Origin of the sequence: Lysobacter luteus, assembly GCF_907164845.1 — a bacterium.
Classification (GTDB): Bacteria; Pseudomonadota; Gammaproteobacteria; order Xanthomonadales; family Xanthomonadaceae; genus Novilysobacter; species Novilysobacter luteus.
The window spans coordinates 969,591-987,228 of the sequence record NZ_OU015430.1 but is presented as its reverse complement, the minus strand read 5'-3'; the positions used below and the strand labels follow the sequence as shown (position 1 = coordinate 987,228).

Genomic DNA, 17,638 nt, shown 5'->3' with positions numbered 1-17,638 from the left:
GGGTCCCGGCGGTCCCGCGTGCGTCTACCGCCGTCGGCGAGTCAGCCAGCCGGTCACCGCGAGCAACACCGCAACGCCACCCAGCACCCACGGCCACAGGGGTCGCTCGTCATCGCTCGGGACCGGCGCGATCGGCAGCGCGGTACCCGCCGACACTGGCGAGGCCGAGCTAGGCGTCGCGCGCGGGGCCAGCTGCCATACCCCGTCGACGAGCTTCACCCGTCCGGCCAGCGGCGGCAGCGCCAGTTCGCGCCAGGTCACCCGCAGGTCGCCGACCTGCGGATCAAGCGGGTTCTCCGAACTGGTCAGGCCGTCCCCATCGGGCTGGAACGTGGCGGACAGATTCCCCGGCAGGCGCGAGAAGTTCGGCCGGAAGTCCTGCCAGCGGCCCAGCACCTTCAACACGGTCACGTCGATCGGCCTGCCGTCCAAGGTCGCCTCCTGCGTCCACACGCGCCGGCTTTCCAGCGGGATCGACGGCGGGTTCTCGTGGCCGGGGGCGAAGTCCGACGAGTCGACCAGGGCCGCTTTCCAGGCCTGCTCGTAGCGGTCATGGCCGGTACGCAGCCACTGGTACATCTCGACCCGACGATCGAGCCCGAAGCGATGCGTGCCGACACCGAACTCGCGGTCCACCAGTTCGCCGCCGGGGGACAGCACGCCCTCGGGCGCGGCAGTGCCGGGCACCTGCGCGGAACCCGCACCCGACGCCAGCAGCCACGCCGCGAGCATGCCCGCCGTGACCACCGCGATCCGCTTCATGCAGCCAGCGACCTCGCCCGCAGCTCCGTGACTTCATGCTCGGTGGCATACCGCCCACGTTCGTCACGGGTCACGCCGGCCAGCGCGCACTCCGGGTCATGGGTGAAGAACAGATGGACATTTCGGGCGAGCTTGTCGGCCAGGAACGCCTGTTTCTCGTCGATCAGCAGCTCGGCGTTGCGGTCGTAGCCCATCGTGATCGGCACGTGTACCCACGGGCGGCCCGGGATCAGGTCCGCGCAGAACACCACGCCGCCATGGGCCTGTCCGTCGACCCGCTCCGGCCCGACGATCTCCGCCAGCATCAGGCCCGGCGTATGGCCGTCGCTGAAGTGGAAACGCACGGTCTGGCCGAGCGTTCCGGAGTACTCGTCGTCGACCAGTTCGAGCCGGCCGGTGGCCTCCAGCAACCCCGGCAGCTCGGGGATGAAGCTGGCGCGGTCGCGCGCGTGCGGCGCGACCGCCCGTTGCCAGTGCTCACGCCCGACCAAGTAGCTGGCGTTCGGAAACACCAGCCGCGGCGGCTCGCCTTCCCGGTATGGCGCGAGCAGCCCGCCGGCATGGTCGAAGTGCAGGTGCGACAGCACGACCACGTCGATGTCCTCGGGCGCGAAACCGGCGTCGGCCAGCGATTCGAGCAGCACGTGGCGGTCCTCGACGACGCCATACCGCTCGCGCAGTTTTGGCTCGAAGAATGCACCGATGCCCGCTTCGAACAGCACCGTCCTGCCGGCGAGCGGCGTGGCCAGCAACGCCCGGCAGGCCAGCGCGATGCGGTTGGCATCGTCGGGTGCTGCCCACCGGCTCCACATCGCGCGCGGCGCATTGCCGAACATCGCACCGCCGTCCAGCTTCTGGCTGTTGCCCATGAGCGACCAGAGTTTCATCGCCGACTCCCGTTGACCCGCAGCCGCTGCTGCAACCCCTGCATGATCGGCGATCGGGCCAGCCAATGAAACCGGAAGATCGCCTCAGGGCGAGGTGGCGGGCTCCGGCAACACCTCGGCCTTGCCGACCGGGTTGCGCGGATCGGTACCACCGCTCAGCTCACCGGTGCGCTTGTCCCAGGCAACGGTCTGCAGGTTGCCCCAGGTGTCCTCGCCCGCGTTGACGGTATGCCCCATCGCCTCGAGCGCCTTGACCGTACCGGGCGACAGCGCATCGGGCTCGGCCGAGACCACGTCCGGCATCCACTGGTGGTGGTAGCGCGGCAGCGCCGCGACCTGTTGCGCATCCAGCCCCGCGTCGTAGCCGAGGATCCCGACCAGCACCTCGGTGATGATCCGGCTGCCGCCCGGCGCGCCGAGGATCGCGACCTTGTCGTCGGACTCGATGATGCTCGGCGTCATCGAGCTCAACATGCGCTTGCCCGGCTCCACCGCGTTCGCCTCGAACCCCATCACACCGAACGCATTGGGCGTGCCGGGCTTGAGCGCGAAATCGTCCATCTCGTTGTTGAGCAGCACGCCGGTCCCCGGTGCAACCAGGCCTGAGCCGTACAGCAGGTTGACGGTCTGGGTCGCCGACACCCGGTTGCCGTCGCCGTCGATGATTGAGAAGTGGGTGGTCTCGTCGTCCTCGAGCGGCACCGGCTGGCCGGACAGCAGGTCGCTTGGGGTGGCCCGGTCGGGGTGGATGGTGGCGCGCAGGCCGGCGGCATAGGCCGGGTCGGTCAACAGCGCCAGCGGCATTTCGACGAAGTCCGGGTCGCCCAGGTAGATCGTCCGGTCGCGGTAGGCGCGGCGCATTGCTTCGACGACCAGGTGGATGCGGTCGGGCTCCTCCATCGCGGCCAGGTCCCAGCCGCCCAGGATCTGCAGCATCTGCGCCAGCGCGACCCCACCCGATGACGGCGGCGGCGCGGTGACCACGTGCCAGCCGCGGTACTCGAACTCGATCGGCTCGCGCTCGCGGACCTCGTAACCGGCCAGTTCCCCGGCGGTCCAGCGGCCACCCTCCTCGGCCACCGAGGCGAGCAACGCCTGGCCGACCTCGCCCCGGTAGAACCCGTCGGCCCCGTCCCGCGCGATCAGCTCGAGCGTACGGGCCAGGTCCGGCTGGCGCAGCACCTCGCCCACCTGCGGCGGGTCGCCATCGGCCAGGAACACCTCGCGCGTGCCGCGGTAGCGCTCCATCACCTGGCTGCGGCGCGCATAGCCGCGCTCGAGCCGCTCGTAGACCGGAAAGCCCTCGCGCGCGATCCGGATTGCCGGCGCAAGGGTGGTAGACAGCGGCAGCTCGCCGTACTCGCGCGCAACGTGCACCAGTGCCGCCGGCAGGCCGGGGATGCCGGCCGACCACGGACCGTTGGTGGCGCGGTCGCGGTCCAGCTCGCCGTCCTCGTCCAGGAAGGCCGCCGGCGTTGCAGACGCCGGCGCGGTCTCGCGTGCATCGACGAACACGTCGCGCCCGCTGGCGGCATCGTGCAGCAGGAAGAATCCACCGCCGCCCAGCCCGGAGCTGATCGGCTCGACCACCGACAGCGTGGACGACACCGCCACCGCCGCATCGAAGGCGTTGCCGCCCGCGCGGATCATCTCCATGCCGGCTTCGGTGGCGAGCGAATGGGCGCTGGCGATCGCGGCGCCCGGAGGCGTGGGCGCGACAGCAGTCGGCGCTTCGGCGCGTGCCGGCGCGGTGGCCGCGCATCCGGCCAGCAGGCCGACGAGGAAGCCGGCGGTCAGTACCGGTCGCAGTGCCTTGTGCATCGCTCGCTCCTGGTTGTCACGGGCCCTGTTGCAGGCGAAGCAGCTTGGCCAGCAGTTGCTCGTGCGATTCTGGGATGTCCGGGTCGGGGTCGATGCACTCGACAGGACAGACGACCACGCATTGTGGCTCGTCGAAATGCCCGACGCATTCGGTGCACCGGGCCGGGTCGATCACGTAGATGGTTTCGCCCTGCGTGATCGCCTGGTTCGGACAGGCCGGTTCACAGACGTCGCAATTGACGCAGAGCTCGTTGATCTTGAGGGACATGGGGGACGAGGCGGCAGCAGGTCCGCGCCCACCGGGTGGCAGGCGCGGACCCGTGCATCACTTGGCCTCGACGAACTGGTAGTTCACGCCGGCCGGCTCGACCGCGGCGCGCACCCGGTCGTTGTCGGCGGCATCACCGATGAAGAGCAGCTTGACGCCCTTCATCGAACCCGGGTCCACCTTGCCGAATGCGCCGACCACGATGTCGGCCATCATCGCCGACTCCGGCGAACCGAACGCGACCAGGTTGCCCTCGACGATGCCGCGTTGCATCGCGATCTCGATGTCCTCGGCCAGGCGCTCGCGGGCGCCCTCGAAGCCTTCGGACTCCGACGACGGCAGGTAGTACAGGTACGGGTTGTTGTTGATGTCGCCCATGTTGCGGGTGACGACGTCGGACAGGTAGACGCCCCACGCCTGCTCGTCATTGTTGTCGGCCGGGCGCTCGACGGCCGGCTTGGCCTCGGCGACGGTCTCGGTGGAAGCCTCGTCCTTCTGGCAGGCGGCCAGCACGGGCAGCGACAGGAGGGCAAGCAGCAAAAGGCGGGTGGTGGTCTTCATCGGTGATCCCCTGGTTGGGTCGAAAAACTGGGTGGGTCAAAGAACGGGATGGATCAAACGTGTTCAGTACCGGGAAAGCGGAACACTCACGGCTGGGTGCGCCGCCACTGTGCCTGCAACGCATCGGCCACCGCGGGCGGGACGAAACCGGACACATCCCCGCCGAGGCGGGAAATCTCGCGCACCAGCGACGACGAGATGAATCCGTACTGCTCGGCCGGGGTGAGGAACAGCGTCTCGACCTCCGGGATCAGGTGGCGGTTCATGCTGGCCAGCTGGAACTCGTACTCGAAATCCGAGACGGCACGCAGGCCACGCATCAGCACGCCGGCGCCGACGTCTGAGACGAAGTGGGCCAGCAGCGAATCGAACCCGCGCACCTCGACGTGCGGATGGTGGCCGACCGCCTCACGGGCCAGTTCCACGCGCAGTTCCAGCGGCAGCGCTGGGCGCTTGGCGGGACTCTCGGCGACGCCGATGATCAGCCGGTCGAACAGCTGCGCGGCGCGATCGACCAGGTCGATATGGCCATTGGTAATGGGGTCGAAGGTGCCGGGATAGACGGCGATTCGTTTGGAAGCCAGGGTCATTCGTCGGCGACTTGTGTGGGGCGGCCATCCGGGGCTGCCGCGTCGCCGTGCAGTGTATCAGCGGCGTCGCCGCCGGGCGCCGCAAGCCGCCGGTAGAGGGCGTAGCGGACCTCGCGCGTGCGCCCTTCCCGATGCAGGCCCCAGCCGGCCGGGATCGCCACGCGGGCGTCGGCCGGCGCCTCGACGTAGAGCCAGCCATCGGCGGCGACCACCGGCACCAGCGCCGCCAGTACGGCGTCCCAGGCATCGGCGGCGAACGGCGGGTCGACGAACGCGATGTCGAAGCCATGGCGCGGCTGCCCCGCCAGCCAGGCGACCGCATCAGCCTGCACCACGGTGGCGGCCTCGCCTCCCGGCAGGCGCCGGGTGGCCTCCAGCAGCGTGCGCGCCTGGGTGTCGTCGCGCTCGACCAGGACCGCGGACCCGGCGCCGCGCGACAGCGCCTCCAGCCCGAGCGCACCGCTGCCGGCGAACAGGTCGAGCACGCGGGCGCCGGGGACGGCGGCGACAAGCCAGTTGAACAGCGTCTCGCGGACCCGGTCGGACGTCGGGCGCAGCCCTTCGATATCGGCCACCGGCAACTTGGTGCCACGCCAGCGACCGCCGATGACGCGCACCTGCCCGGGCGTGGCACGGTTGGCCCCGTCGCCGGGCTTTCGCTGGGGTTTTTTCATCGGGATGGATTCCAGGCCGGTGCTAGCATGTAGGGTCATTGTCCAACATGTCCCGGGCCGCCACTCGATGGTCAGCTTTTTCCGCCGCAAGAAGCCCGAAACGCCTTCCGGCAGCGAATCGGCACGGCGCTACAGCGCCGAGGAACTGGCCGCCGCATTCCCGACGGCGCCTGCTGGCGGGGCCGTCCCTGCCCCGGTCGAGCGGCCGATCCCGCCGCCGGCAGAAGCACCACCGCCCGCTCCGGCGCCGGATGTCGTCGAAGCCGAGCCTGGTGCCGAACCTGTGCCCCCCGAGGCACACGCGGCACCTTCCAGTCCGGCCGCGATCGACGCTGTCGCCGAGCGCGGAACCGAGTCGGTTACCGAACCCGCGGCCCCTGTCGCAGTGGTTGCGGAACCGCGACCATCCAAACCAACACCCGCCGCCGAGTCGTCCGCCGACATTCCCGGCGTGCCGGCCACGGCCGTCGCGGCGCCGGCCGGCAAGCGCGGCTGGCGCGACCGCCTGCGCGGCAGCGCGTTCGCCCGCAGTTTCGGCGGGCTGTTCTACACCAACCCGAAACTCGACGAGGACCTGCTCGACCAGATCGAGACGGCGCTGATCACGGCCGACGTCGGGGTCGCCGCGACCACCGAGCTGGTGGCTGCGCTGCGCAAGCGCATGAACGCGCGCGAGTTCATCGACGCACACGCGCTGCTGCTGGCGCTGCGCGAACAACTGCTCGCCCTGCTCCGGCCGGTGGCCGTCCCGCTGCGGATCGAGCGCGCGGACAAGCCGTTCGTGCTGCTCACCGTCGGCGTCAATGGCGTCGGCAAGACCACCACAATCGGCAAGCTGGCCAAGCGCTTCAAGGACGAGGGCCGGCCGTTGATGCTCGCGGCGGGCGACACTTTCCGCGCCGCCGCGGTGGCGCAGCTGCAGGCCTGGGGCGAACGCAACGGCGTGGCCGTCATCGCGCAGGGACAGAACGCCGACGCGGCATCGGTGGCGTTCGACGCACTGCAGGCGGCGACCGCACGCAACATCGAGGTACTGATCGCCGACACCGCGGGCCGCCTGCACACCCAGCAGGGGTTGATGGCCGAGCTGGGCAAGATCAAGCGCGTGCTGCAGAAGATCGATCCTGACGCGCCGCAGGAGGTGCTGATGGTGATAGACGGCACCACCGGGCAGAACGCGCTGTCGCAACTGCGCCAGTTCCACGCCGCCGTCGGCGTAACCGGGCTGGTCGTTACCAAGCTCGACGGCACCGCCAAGGGCGGCGTCGTGTTCGCGCTGGCGCGCGAGTTCGGCATCCCGATCCGGTTTGCCGGCATTGGCGAGCGGCCCGAGGACCTGCGCGTGTTCGACGCCGAGGCCTTCGTCGACGCGCTGCTGCCGGAGACGCTCGGCGCCTAGCCGGGCCGGCGGGTGGATACCGCACCGGCACCGCGCAGCCCGCCGGCCGGCCGGGGACGGCGGCTTTGGCTCGCGCTTGCAGCGGCCCTGGTGCTGCTCGTGCTTGCCGTCGCATGGCTCGCCCAGCCGCCGCGTGTCGCGGGGCTGATCCTTGACCGCGCCGGCGCCGCGCTCGGGCTCGAGATCACCGCCGGCGGAGTAAGCGAGTACAGCCTGCGAGGTACGCCGACCCTGGTGGTGCGCGACCTGGTCGCGCGCCAGCCGGGCGCTGCGTGGCCGGTCCTGCGCGCCGGGCGCGTGTACCTGTCGCTGCCATGGTCGACGCTGCGCAGCCGCGGCGCGGACCTGACGGTCGAACGCGTCGAGCTGGATGCTCCTCGGCTCGACCTGGGTGCATTGCAGCGATGGCGCGCCAGCCGCCCGCCTTCAGGCGAGGTGCGCATCCCGACCCTGACCGGTGGCCTGCATGTCGTACGCGGCGAGGTCATCGGCGCCGGCTGGTCGGTCGATGGTATCGCGATTTCGATGCCGTCCCTGCACCCCGACCGCGCGGTCGCCGGACGCGTGGCCGGCCGCTTCCGCAACGGCGGGACCACGATGCCCTTCGACCTGCAGGTCGCGCTGACCGAAGTGTCGATGGCCGCTTCGCTAGGCGCGTCGGGCATCGCCACCGTGGTCACCCCCGAGTGGCGGATGCCAATGCGCCCGACGTTCTCCGGCCGGCTGCACGGGGGTGACGACGGGATCGGCCTTGATCGTTTCCTGCTGGGTGCCAGCGCCCGGCACCTGTCCGCGGACCGCGAGCTTGCGTTCTATTTGGGGCTGGCCGGACCGCTGCGCTACCTCGACGGCGTGTTCTTGATCGATCCGCTCGGGGTCGCGTTGCGGGGCGCCGGGCTGGTGCCGCGCATGGACGCTGCTGGCCGCTTCGAATGGCAGGACGGAATGACGTTGAATCTCGAAGGCACCCTCGCCCGCTGGCCGGACGCGTGGCCGTCGCTGCCGGCTCCGCTCGACGCATCTGACGCACCGCTGGCGTTCGCGCTCGACCACACCGGACCAGCCAACCTGTCCGGACCGACCCGCCTGCGGTTGTTGCGCGGCGCAAGCACGTTCGATGCGCGGTTCCACTTGCCGGACGTGCTCGCGTGGAGCAGCCAGCTCGACAGCGGGAACCCGCTTCCGCCGCTCGACGGTTCCTTCGCGACGCCGACCCTGGAGATCCCCGGAGCGACGCTGCACGGCGTCGAGATCGAATTCCGTGACGCACCGGTCGATGACTGACTCACCCGCACTCCCGCACCCGGAACCGGACCCGCCGCCGGAAGCCGTGGTCGTCGACGGCAACGCACGCGGCTTCTCGACACGGCTGCTCGACTGGTTCGACCACAGCGGCCGCCACGACCTGCCATGGCAGCACCCGCGCACGCCGTATCGGGTCTGGCTGTCGGAAATTATGTTGCAGCAGACCCAGGTCCGAACCGCCGCTCCGTACTTCGAACGCTTTGTCGCCGCCCTGCCCGACCTGCCGGCGCTGGCCGAAGCCGAGCTCGAACAGGTGCTGGCGCTCTGGTCGGGCCTGGGCTATTACGCCCGCGCCCGCAACCTGCACGCCGCCGCCCGGCATTGCATGGCACTGCACGACGGCGAGCTGCCGCGCGACATCGACGCGCTGGTCGCGCTGCCGGGCATCGGCCGCAGCACCGCGGCGGCGATCCTCGCGCAGGCCTGGGGCGACCGGCACGCCATCCTCGACGGCAACGTCAAGCGGGTGCTCGCGCGCTACCACGGCGTCGCCGGCTGGCCGGGGGCGCCGGCGGTCGAACGATCGTTGTGGGCGTTCGCCGAAACCCACCTGCCTGACACGCGTCTGGCCGACTACACGCAGGCTCAGATGGACCTCGGTGCCACCCTGTGCACGCGCACCGCGCCGGCCTGCGTGCTGTGCCCGCTGCAGGCCGAATGCATCGCACGCATCGAGGGGCGCACGGCGGAGCTGCCCACCTCAAAACCCGGCAAGCCGCTGCCGCAACGTCATGCCTGCGTGCTGTGGCTGGAGGACGCCGACGGCCGCGTGTTGCTGCAGCAGCGCCCGCCGACCGGCATCTGGTCGTCACTCTGGACGCTGCCGCAAGCCGACGACGAAGTCGCTGCCCGCGCCTGGTTCAAACATCACTGCGACGGCGACTTCGCGCGCGGCATCGGCAAACCACCGATCTCCCACGTCTTCAGCCATTTCAAGCTGGAACTGCAGCCGCGCTATTGGCGCGATGTCGCCCTGTACCCGCAGGTCCGCGACAATGGCGACCTGCGCTGGGTCGCGCGGGCACAACTGGGCGCGCTTGGCATCCCCGCGCCCATTCGCCGCCTGCTCGAAGCCGGCGCCTGATTCCACCCCACTTTCGAGGTCCGCCATGCCCCGCGCCGTCTATTGCGAATACGAGAAACGCGAAACCGAGGGCCTCGATTTCGCACCCTGGCCCGGTCCTGCCGGCAAGCGCGTCTACGCACACATCGGCAAGGGCGCATGGTCGGCATGGCTGGCGCACCAGACCATGCTGATCAACGAGAACCGCCTGTCACCGATGAACCCCGCGCACCGCGAGTTCCTCGAAGCCGAGATGATCAAGTTCCTGTTCGGCGGCGACGCCGAGAAGCCGGCCGGCTACGTCCCGCCGGAGGCCTGAAGCCCGGCGCGGGTCGCGTCTTCCGCCCGCCTCAGCGCGGCGACGTCGACCGGCTGGATCGTCTGGATCCGGCAGGGGATCCGGGTGGTCTGGTCCAGCACCACGACGTTGTCGAGCCCGGCGAACACGCTCCCGGTCTGGTCGCTCAGCGAGATCGCGCGCCCCACGTCCAGCCGCGGGCAGGCGCTAGCAAGCCGCAGCAGGTAGGCCTCGCTCGGCCGGGTCCACACGAGGAGCGCATCGTCGCCCACCGGCTCCCAGCTGTGCAGCGTGCCGTGGTAGTTGAACTTGTTGACCGGCTCGCCGGCATGGTCGAGGTAGAGCTGGTGCCGCTGGGTCTCCGACAGCGTCGGCCCGGAGGCGCAACCGGCCAGCATCACGATTGCCAGGACGGCGGTTGCAAGAAGCGTCGATGGGCGCAGCGCAGCGCCGACGGTTTGGATCGTCATGGCTCACTCCCGTTGGGTGGACGGTGGTGTCCTCCCCATGATGCGCTGGGCGGCAACACGACGGCGACGTTGCCGTGCACGTGATTCAGCGTCCAGCAGCTTGCCAGTTCCCCCCGCGCACCCGTATCATGCCGCTCCTCGCACGGCCCGACCGTGTAGTGGCCGGGTAGCTCAGTTGGTAGAGCAGGGGATTGAAAATCCCCGTGTCGGGGGTTCGATTCCCTCCCCGGCCACCATTTATCTGGTGGCACGAACGCAAGCCCTGCAAGGCATCCGCCGAGCGGGGTTTTCTGTTTTCTGGGCCAGGGCATCACCCACCATTCGCCGTAGTATCCTCGGGCTTCCACTCGACGGGAGCGTGCGGCATGGCGGGCAGGACCTGGGGACGTTGGATCGCTGCGGGACTGGTGGTCGCGCTGGTTGGCGCCTGTGCAAGCGGTCCAGTGCGCCGGGTGTCCGACCCTTCGGCCCGCATCCAGCAGCTCACCGTGCGCGCCGACGGCAACTGGTCGGTGGACCTGCGGCTGGAGAACTTCAGCAGCATCCCGATGCGCTTCGACGCCGTCAGCCTCGGGCTGGAGGTCGATGGGCACGACGCCGGCACCCTCGCCGCCCAACCCGGCATCACGGTTGGTCCCGAATCGGCGGACGTCGCCGAAATCATCTTCGTCCCATCGGCTGCCGCGAAGTTCGCGGTGGCGCAGTCGCTGGCCGGGGGCACCAGCCTGTCCTATGCGCTTGACGGTTCGATGACCGCCACGCCGGACGAGGAAAACCAGCGCGTGTTCAAGGACATTTCCCGTCGCAGTGCCCTGAGCCCGGCTCCCGGATTGCCGGGTGTGATGCGCTGAGCAACCGCGCCGACAGACACCTTTCCACCGCCCGGTGGCTCTCACCGAGCGACAGACGACATCCAGTGAGGCATCGATGAGCAAGTACAAGGCTCCCCTGCGGGACATGCGGTTCGCACTCCACGACGTGCTCGGTCTCGAGCATGCCCTGCCCGCCCTCGGCCATGACGAGGTCGGCCGCGAACTGGTCGACGCCGTGCTCGAGGAAGCCGCCCGCTTCGCCGAGACGGTGCTTGCGCCGCTCAACGAGGTCGGCGACCGCGAGGGGTGCACCCACGACAAGGCCACCGGTGATGTCACCACGCCGAGCGGGTTCAAGGAGGCCTACGCGCAGTACGTCGACGCCGGGTGGCCGGGGCTGACGGCGCCGGCCGAATTCGGCGGCCAGGGGCTGCCCCACGTGACCGGATTCGTGCAGAAGGAAATGGTCGACAGCGCCAACCTGGCGTGGGGCAACTTCCCGCTGCTAGGACATGGCGCCACCGAGGCGCTGCGCCAGCACGGCGAGGACTGGCAGCGGGAGGTCTTCCTCAAGCCGCTGGTCGATGGCCGCTGGACCGGCACCATGTGCCTGACCGAGCCGCATTGCGGCACGGACCTGGGGCTGCTCAAGACCCGCGCCGAACCCGGCCCCGACGGCACCTACGCGATCACCGGCACCAAGATCTTCATCACTGCCGGCGAGCACGACATGGCGCCCAACATCATCCACCTGGTGCTGGCGCGCCTTCCGGACGCGCCGTCGGGAAGCCGCGGCATCTCGCTGTTCGTGGTGCCCAAGTTCAAGGTGGACCGCGAGGGCAACGTCGGCGCGCGCAATGCGCTGGTGTGCGGCTCGCTCGAGCACAAGATGGGCATCCACGGTTCGGCGACGTGCGTGATGAACTTCGACGGCGCCGAGGGCTACCTCGTCGGCCAGCCCCACAAGGGCATGTCACACATGTTCACCATGATGAATGCCGCGCGCCTGGCGGTCGGCCTGCAGGGACTGGGGCTTTCCGAGCGCGCGCTGCAGAACGCCCTCGCCTATTCGCGCGACCGGCTGCAGTCGCGCTCGCTGTCGGGGCCGAAGCTGCCGGAGAAGCCGGCCGACCCGATCATCGTCCACCCGGACGTGCGCCGGATGCTGCTGACCTGCAAGGCCCTGGTCGAGGGCGGTCGCGTGATGGCCTACCACGCCGGCCTGATGGTCGACACCGCCGAGGGCGCCAGCGACGCAGGCGAACGCGAGCGCGCCGAGGCGCTGGTCGAGTTCATGACCCCGATCGTCAAGGGCTGTTTGACCGAGTGGGGCATCGAGTGCACCTACCACGCACTGCAATGCTTCGGCGGCCACGGCTACATCGCCGAGCACGGCATGGAGCAACTGGCCCGGGACGCGCGCATCACCACGCTCTATGAGGGCACCACCGGCATCCAGGCGCTGGACCTGGTGGGCCGCAAGATCCTCAAGCTGCAGGGCGCCGGCCTCAAGGCCTTCGGCGCGATGGTCGCCGGCTTCTGCCGCGAGCAGTCCGCCAACCCCGCCGTTGCCGGGCTGGTCGGCCCGCTGGCGGACAAGGCGCGCGAATGGGAAGAACTGACCGTCTCCGTTGCCAAGGCGGCCGCGGCCAACCCGGAGGAGGTCGGCGCCGCCTCGTACGACTACCTGATGTATTCGGGCTACGTCACGCTCGCCTACTGGTGGGCGCGCAGCGTGGCCGCCGCCGAGGCGTCCGACCAGCCCGAAGCGTTCAAGGCCGGCAAGCGCGAGACCGCCCGGTTCTATTTCGAGCGTGTGCTGCCTCGCACGCTCGCGCATGCCGCAGCGATCCGCAGCGGCGCCGGGTCGCTCATGTCGCTCGACGCGGACCACTTCGACGGCTGAGTCCTAACCCCGTCGAAAGGGGCAGACAATCCGTAACGGATCGGGTATATGCTCGGTCCCCGTGGAGAACGAAAGAGCGCCGCTACGCCTCGTCAACTCCGGCCCCGCGGCGGGAAACATCCCGCCCGGACCGGATGCCCCGGCGGTCGGCCCGCGTGGCGGCATCGAACGCCTCAATTCGGTGAGGTTGCTCGCGCTGGACGCCCACGGGCGTGTCCTCGACTGGATGAACTGGCAGCAGGCCGCCTGCCTCTACGCACGCGATGCGGTCGCCTGGACACTCGGCGATCCCTGCCTGCAGGTCCATGGCGGCACCAACCGGCTCAGCGGCGAGCAGAGCCTGCTGGACCTGCACCCGATCGTCGCCGCGCGCGGCCATGCCCGGGCCCACGCGCTGGACCCGACACCGGCACTCACCAACACGGCGCTGTTTGCCCGCGACGCCCACCTGTGTCTGTACTGCGGCCGCGAATGCCACCGGCCGCAGCTGACCCGCGACCACGTCCTGCCGGTCTCCAAAGGAGGCCGCGACGTCTGGGAGAACGTCGTCGCCGCGTGTTTCCACTGCAACTCGCGCAAGGGCAACCGCACCCCCCAACAGGCCGGCATGCCGTTGCTGGCGGTGCCCTACCGGCCCAGCTGGGTCGAACACCTGATCCTCTCCAACCGCAACATCCTGGCCGACCAGATGGCATTCCTGAAAAGCCACCTGCCGAAGAAGCACGCGCGCTCGGTCAACTGACCCGCCGCGGCCAATTGCGCCTCACCGTGCCGCCACGCGCCGGCTTTCGACGCTGGGCGCGCATTGACGCTCGCGGTCGCCTCCGCAACACTCCGGTCACCTGTATCAATGGATTCGACGATGTCCCTGACTTTCGGCCTGACCGGTATGGACCCGGCCACGGAAACCTCGCTGAAAGCAGCGTTCACCGAAGCCAACGCCCGCCTCGGTGGTAGCTGGCAGTTGCTGCCCGAGACCCAGGCCGACTACATCGTGGTCGACATGGACAGCATGTACGGTCCGATGAGCTGGCTGCGCCTGCATGCGGCCGGCAAGACCGTGATCGGCCTGACATCGGCACCACGCACGCAGGCCGACCACCGCCTCGGACAGCCCTTCGACGCCGGCTCGCTGGCGCAACTGCTGGCTGAGCTGGCGCCCAGCGTGGTGGCCGCCTCGCCCGCCGGCCTGACGCCGGCGCCCCAGCCACAGGATCAGCTGCCGGAAGAACAGCCCGCGGTGGCAGCCGCCGACTCCGAGCCGCTGTCGGTCGCCGCGACCGAGGAAGTCGGTGTCGCGCCGCGCGAGCCGGCCAGCGTCGCCGTCGCCCAGGTGGTGCCGGCTGCCCCGACCATGCAACCCCACGTGCCGGCCGTTGAAATTGAACCCACGCGCCTGGCCGAATGGCTGGCATCGGGCCGCATCACGGGCAAGGTGCAGCTCGAGCGCGACGGCACCACGCTGCTGATCGACACCGACGCGCGCCGCTACCACGGCCCGTCAGCACTCAAGCCACTGGTTGCGCACGTCACCGGGCCGCTCGCTGCAGCCGACTTTGTCGCGACGCCCGACTGGGACGCCCGGGCCGCGGCGCATGGCGAATCGCAACCGCTCACCCGCCTGCTGTGGCTGGACGGGTTGCTGGCCGGCGGCGGCAAGCTGATGCCGGGCTTCGACCCGGACGCCCGCTACCAGATGCTCAAGTGGCCGCAGACCGAACGCGAGTACCCGAAGCATTTCCGCATCGCCACGGCGATGATGAAGGGGCCGGCGACGCTCTCGGAAATCGCCGCTGCCAGCGGCGTGCCGGAAGCCGACGTCACCGACTTCGTCAACGCCAGCCTCGCCACCGGCTTCGCCGATGTCGAGCGGCCGCCGGAACCCGAGCCCGAAGCACCGAAGTCGGGCCTGTTCGGCCGCCTGCGCGGCCGCTGAACCCCGGCGCCGGTCCGACCGGGTGAACCTTGCCCCACCTCCGGTGGGGCGGGACAATGGGCGACTGCCGTCCGACGCCGTATTGATGATCGATCCCCAACGCTACCCGCGCTTGTCGCGCATTTCGGTCCCGGCCGAGCTTCGCGCGTTTCCCGAAGAGGAATTGCCGGCGATCGCCGACGAGCTGCGCGCCTACCTGATCGAACAGGTCGCCCAGTCGGGCGGGCACTTCGGCGCCGGACTGGGCGTCATCGAGCTGACCGTCGCGCTGCACTGGCTGTACGAGACGCCGGTGGACCGCCTGGTCTGGGATGTCGGCCACCAGACGTACCCGCACAAGATCCTGACCGGTCGCCGCGACGCGATCCGCACGGTCAAGCAGAAGGACGGCGTCGCGCCGTTCCCCAAGCGCGAGGAGTCGGAGTACGACACCTTCGGCGTCGGCCACAGCTCCACCAGCATCTCGGCCGCGCTGGGCATGGCGATTGCACTGCAGCGCGCCGGTGACGACCGCAAGGTGGTCGCGGTGATCGGCGACGGTGCGATCACCGGCGGCATGGCGTTCGAAGCACTGGCGCACGGCGGCGGCATGGGCGACGAGCCCGGCGGCGTCGAACCGAACCTGCTGGTGATCCTCAACGACAACCAGATGTCGATTTCCGAGAACGTCGGCGGCGTCACCCGGATGCTCGGGCGGCTGTCAGGCAGCCGCACGCTCAATGCCCTGCGCGAGGGCGGCAAGAAGCTGCTCGGCGACAAGCACGGCGCGCCGGCGCGCTTCGTCAAACGCTGGGAAGAACAGTGGAAGGGGATGTTCGTCCCGTCCACGTTCTTCGAGGAACTCGGCTTCCACTACACCGGCCCGATCGATGGCCACGACCTGCCGGCACTGCTGGGCGCGCTGAAGACCCTCAAGCACCTCAAGGGTCCGCAGTTGCTCCACATCATCACCACCAAGGGCAAGGGCTACGAGCTCGCGGAAGGCGACCAGATCGGCTACCACGCCGTCAGCCCGTTCGACCCCAGCCAGGGCATGGTCAGCAAGCCGGGCGCCAAGAAGCCCACCTATACCGACGTGTTCGGCGACTGGCTGTGCGACATGGCCGCCGCCGACCCGCAACTGCTCGCCATCACCCCGGCGATGCGCGAGGGCTCGGGGCTGGTCCGCTACAGTCGCGAGTACCCGGAGCGCTATTTCGACGTGGCCATCGCCGAGCAGCACGCCGTGACGCTCGCGGCCGGCATGGCCTGCGAGGGTGCCAAGCCGGTGGTGGCGATCTATTCGACCTTCCTCCAGCGCGGCTACGACCAGCTGGTGCACGACGTCGCGATCCAGAACCTTGACGTGCTGTTCGCGATCGACCGCGGCGGCGTGGTCGGGCCCGACGGCGCCACCCACGCCGGCAACCTCGACCTCAGCTACCTGCGCTGCGTCCCGAACATGGTGGTCATGGCGCCAGCCGACGAGGATGAGTGCCGCACGATGCTCTCCACCGGCTTCCGCTACGCCGGCCCGGCCGCCGTGCGGTACCCGCGCGGCACCGGCCCGGGCGTGGCGCTGCGACCCGGGCTCGACACCTTGCCGATCGGCAAGGCCGAGGTGCGGCGCCGCGGCGGCCCGGTGGCGTTGCTCGCGTTCGGCGCGATGGTGGCCGCGGCCGAACAGGCCGGCGTCGCGCTCGGGCTGACCGTGGTCAACATGCGCTTCGTCAAGCCATTGGACCGCGCTCTGGTGCTGCAGTTGGCACGGGACCACGAGGGTTTCGTCACGATCGAGGACAACGTGGTTGCAGGCGGCGCCGGCAGCGGCGTGGCCGAGCTGCTCGCCGCGGAAGGGATCGTCCTGCCGATTCTGCACCTGGGCCTGCCCGACGAGTTCCAGCACCACGCCAGCCGCGAGCAACTTCTCGCCGAGGCCGGCCTGGACGCGGCGGGGATCCAGCGCGCGGTCGACGCCCGCTGGCCCGGGCTGGGCGCGCGTCCGGCAACCGGTACGGCCTGACAGCGGCCGCGAAACGTCCAATCCCCAAACAGAAAACGCCCGGCGCAAACGGGCGTTTTCTGTATCTCGAATTGGTCGGGACGGCCGGATTTGAACCGACGACCACCTGTCCCCCAGACAGGTGCGCTACCAGGCTGCGCTACGCCCCGAGTGTCTTGCATCCGCCAGCAGGCGGCCGGTGATTATAGCCGAGTTGCCTGCCACCGCCACGGCTTTCGCGTCAGCGACGCAGCAACTGCAGGACTTCTTCCAGCTCCATCCGGACCTGCCGGATGATCTGCGAGCTCAATGCGGATTCGTCCTTCGCCGCCTCGCCCTCCAGCCGCAGCCGGGCGCCGCCGATCGTGTAGCCCTGTTCGTACAGCAGCCCGCGGATCTGCCGCACCATCAGCACTTCATGCCGCTGGTAGTAACGGCGGTTGCCGCGGCGCTTGACGGGGTTAAGCGACGGGAACTCGGTTTCCCAGTAGCGCAGCACGTGCGGCTTGACGTCGCACAGCTCGCTGACCTCGCCGATGGTGAAATAGCGCTTGGCCGGGATCGGCGGAAGTTCGCGGTTGCTGCCGGGGTCAAGCATGGGTCACGCCCCCGCCATACGCTTCGACGCGTTCCTTGAGCTTCTGGCCGGGCTTGAAGGTCACGACGGTGCGTGCGGAAATCGGAATCTCCTCGCCGGTCTTCGGGTTGCGGCCCGGACGCTGGTTCTTGCGGCGCAGGTCGAAGTTGCCGAAGCCCGACAGCTTGACCTGGCGGCCGCTTTCGAGCGCCTGGCGCAGGCTGTCGAAAAACGCGTCGACGAATTCCTTCGCTTCGCGCTTGTTGAGGCCGACCTCGTCGAAGAGGCGCTCGGCCATTTCAGCCTTGGTCAATGCCATCGTGTGGTT

19 protein-coding genes and 2 tRNA genes are annotated in these 17,638 nt (G+C 69.7%); 10 read left to right on the top strand and 11 right to left on the bottom strand.

Annotated features, from left to right (window positions below):
* Positions 1 to 24: 24 nt before the first annotated feature.
* The 7 genes from KOD61_RS04650 to rsmD all read right to left on the bottom strand — a co-directional run bounded on the left by KOD61_RS04650 (position 25) and on the right by rsmD (position 5,563).
* Complete coding sequence (locus tag KOD61_RS04650) at positions 25 to 762, bottom strand: TMEM43 family protein (protein ID WP_215219878.1); 738 nt, start codon at positions 760 to 762, stop codon at positions 25 to 27.
* Positions 759 to 1,649: an MBL fold metallo-hydrolase gene (locus KOD61_RS04645; protein ID WP_215219877.1), complete on the bottom strand. Its 891-nt coding sequence runs from the start codon at positions 1,647 to 1,649 to the stop codon at positions 759 to 761. Before KOD61_RS04645 ends, KOD61_RS04650 begins: the two co-directional genes overlap by 4 nt.
* 84 nt (positions 1,650 to 1,733) lie before the next feature.
* Positions 1,734 to 3,470, bottom strand: a complete 1,737-nt coding sequence (gene ggt / locus KOD61_RS04640) for a gamma-glutamyltransferase (RefSeq protein ID WP_215219876.1) — start codon at positions 3,468 to 3,470, stop codon at positions 1,734 to 1,736.
* A 16-nt stretch (positions 3,471 to 3,486) separates the two neighbouring features.
* Positions 3,487 to 3,738, bottom strand: a complete 252-nt coding sequence (locus KOD61_RS04635; protein ID WP_215219875.1) for a YfhL family 4Fe-4S dicluster ferredoxin — start codon at positions 3,736 to 3,738, stop codon at positions 3,487 to 3,489.
* 57 nt (positions 3,739 to 3,795) lie between these two features.
* Entirely contained in the window at positions 3,796 to 4,299 is a 504-nt protein-coding gene (locus KOD61_RS04630) for a hypothetical protein (protein WP_215219874.1), read from the bottom strand.
* An 86-nt stretch (positions 4,300 to 4,385) separates the two neighbouring features.
* Positions 4,386 to 4,889, bottom strand: coding sequence for a pantetheine-phosphate adenylyltransferase (coaD, locus tag KOD61_RS04625; protein WP_215219873.1), 504 nt, complete (start codon positions 4,887 to 4,889; stop codon positions 4,386 to 4,388).
* Positions 4,886 to 5,563, bottom strand: a complete 678-nt coding sequence (rsmD, locus tag KOD61_RS04620) for a 16S rRNA (guanine(966)-N(2))-methyltransferase RsmD (protein WP_215219872.1) — start codon at positions 5,561 to 5,563, stop codon at positions 4,886 to 4,888. The genes coaD and rsmD overlap by 4 nt, the downstream gene beginning before the upstream one ends.
* 67 nt (positions 5,564 to 5,630) lie before the next feature.
* On the opposite strand from rsmD, the gene ftsY reads away from it, so the two are divergent.
* The 4 genes from ftsY to KOD61_RS04600 all read left to right on the top strand — a co-directional run bounded on the left by ftsY (position 5,631) and on the right by KOD61_RS04600 (position 9,649).
* On the top strand, positions 5,631 to 6,962 hold the full coding sequence (gene ftsY, locus KOD61_RS04615; protein ID WP_215219871.1) for a signal recognition particle-docking protein FtsY: 1,332 nt from the start codon (positions 5,631 to 5,633) through the stop codon (positions 6,960 to 6,962).
* 90 nt (positions 6,963 to 7,052) lie between these two features.
* Positions 7,053 to 8,246, top strand: coding sequence for an AsmA family protein (locus KOD61_RS04610; protein ID WP_215219870.1), 1,194 nt, complete (start codon positions 7,053 to 7,055; stop codon positions 8,244 to 8,246).
* Positions 8,239 to 9,351: an A/G-specific adenine glycosylase gene (mutY, locus tag KOD61_RS04605; protein WP_215219869.1), complete on the top strand. Its 1,113-nt coding sequence runs from the start codon at positions 8,239 to 8,241 to the stop codon at positions 9,349 to 9,351. Before KOD61_RS04610 ends, mutY begins: the two co-directional genes overlap by 8 nt.
* A gap of 25 nt (positions 9,352 to 9,376) precedes the next feature.
* Positions 9,377 to 9,649 (top strand): oxidative damage protection protein, encoded by a 273-nt coding sequence (locus KOD61_RS04600; protein WP_215219868.1) that lies wholly within the window; start codon positions 9,377 to 9,379, stop codon positions 9,647 to 9,649.
* On the opposite strand, the gene KOD61_RS04595 is transcribed toward KOD61_RS04600, so the two are convergent.
* Positions 9,628 to 10,098 carry a DUF6491 family protein gene (locus KOD61_RS04595; RefSeq protein WP_215219867.1) on the bottom strand — a complete coding sequence of 157 codons (471 nt, stop codon included), beginning with the start codon at positions 10,096 to 10,098 and terminating at the stop codon, positions 9,628 to 9,630. The genes KOD61_RS04600 and KOD61_RS04595 overlap by 22 nt on opposite strands.
* 160 nt (positions 10,099 to 10,258) lie before the next feature.
* Between KOD61_RS04595 and KOD61_RS04590 the strand changes: the two genes are divergently transcribed.
* From KOD61_RS04590 to dxs, 6 genes are all read left to right on the top strand, one after another.
* Positions 10,259 to 10,334 (top strand) — tRNA-Phe (locus KOD61_RS04590).
* Between the two features lie 129 nt (positions 10,335 to 10,463).
* A complete protein-coding gene (locus tag KOD61_RS04585; protein ID WP_215219866.1) occupies positions 10,464 to 10,949 on the top strand; it encodes a hypothetical protein in 486 nt (161 codons plus the stop codon).
* 76 nt (positions 10,950 to 11,025) lie between these two features.
* On the top strand, positions 11,026 to 12,816 hold the full coding sequence (locus KOD61_RS04580; RefSeq protein ID WP_215219865.1) for an acyl-CoA dehydrogenase C-terminal domain-containing protein: 1,791 nt from the start codon (positions 11,026 to 11,028) through the stop codon (positions 12,814 to 12,816).
* Between the two features lie 118 nt (positions 12,817 to 12,934).
* Positions 12,935 to 13,558, top strand: a complete 624-nt coding sequence (locus tag KOD61_RS04575) for an HNH endonuclease (protein ID WP_251370690.1) — start codon at positions 12,935 to 12,937, stop codon at positions 13,556 to 13,558.
* A gap of 120 nt (positions 13,559 to 13,678) precedes the next feature.
* On the top strand, positions 13,679 to 14,752 hold the full coding sequence (locus KOD61_RS04570) for a hypothetical protein (protein WP_215219864.1): 1,074 nt from the start codon (positions 13,679 to 13,681) through the stop codon (positions 14,750 to 14,752).
* Between the two features lie 85 nt (positions 14,753 to 14,837).
* Positions 14,838 to 16,754, top strand: a complete 1,917-nt coding sequence (gene dxs, locus KOD61_RS04565; protein WP_215219863.1) for a 1-deoxy-D-xylulose-5-phosphate synthase — start codon at positions 14,838 to 14,840, stop codon at positions 16,752 to 16,754.
* Positions 16,755 to 16,826: 72 nt separating this feature from the next.
* Here the strand turns inward: dxs and KOD61_RS04560 are convergent.
* The 3 genes from KOD61_RS04560 to KOD61_RS04550 all read right to left on the bottom strand — a co-directional run bounded on the left by KOD61_RS04560 (position 16,827) and on the right by KOD61_RS04550 (position 17,629).
* Positions 16,827 to 16,903, bottom strand: a tRNA-Pro gene (locus KOD61_RS04560).
* Between the two features lie 71 nt (positions 16,904 to 16,974).
* Complete coding sequence (locus tag KOD61_RS04555) at positions 16,975 to 17,331, bottom strand: MerR family transcriptional regulator (RefSeq protein ID WP_215219862.1); 357 nt, start codon at positions 17,329 to 17,331, stop codon at positions 16,975 to 16,977.
* Positions 17,324 to 17,629 (bottom strand): integration host factor subunit alpha, encoded by a 306-nt coding sequence (locus KOD61_RS04550; RefSeq protein ID WP_215219861.1) that lies wholly within the window; start codon positions 17,627 to 17,629, stop codon positions 17,324 to 17,326. Before KOD61_RS04550 ends, KOD61_RS04555 begins: the two co-directional genes overlap by 8 nt.
* Positions 17,630 to 17,638 lie beyond the last annotated feature (9 nt).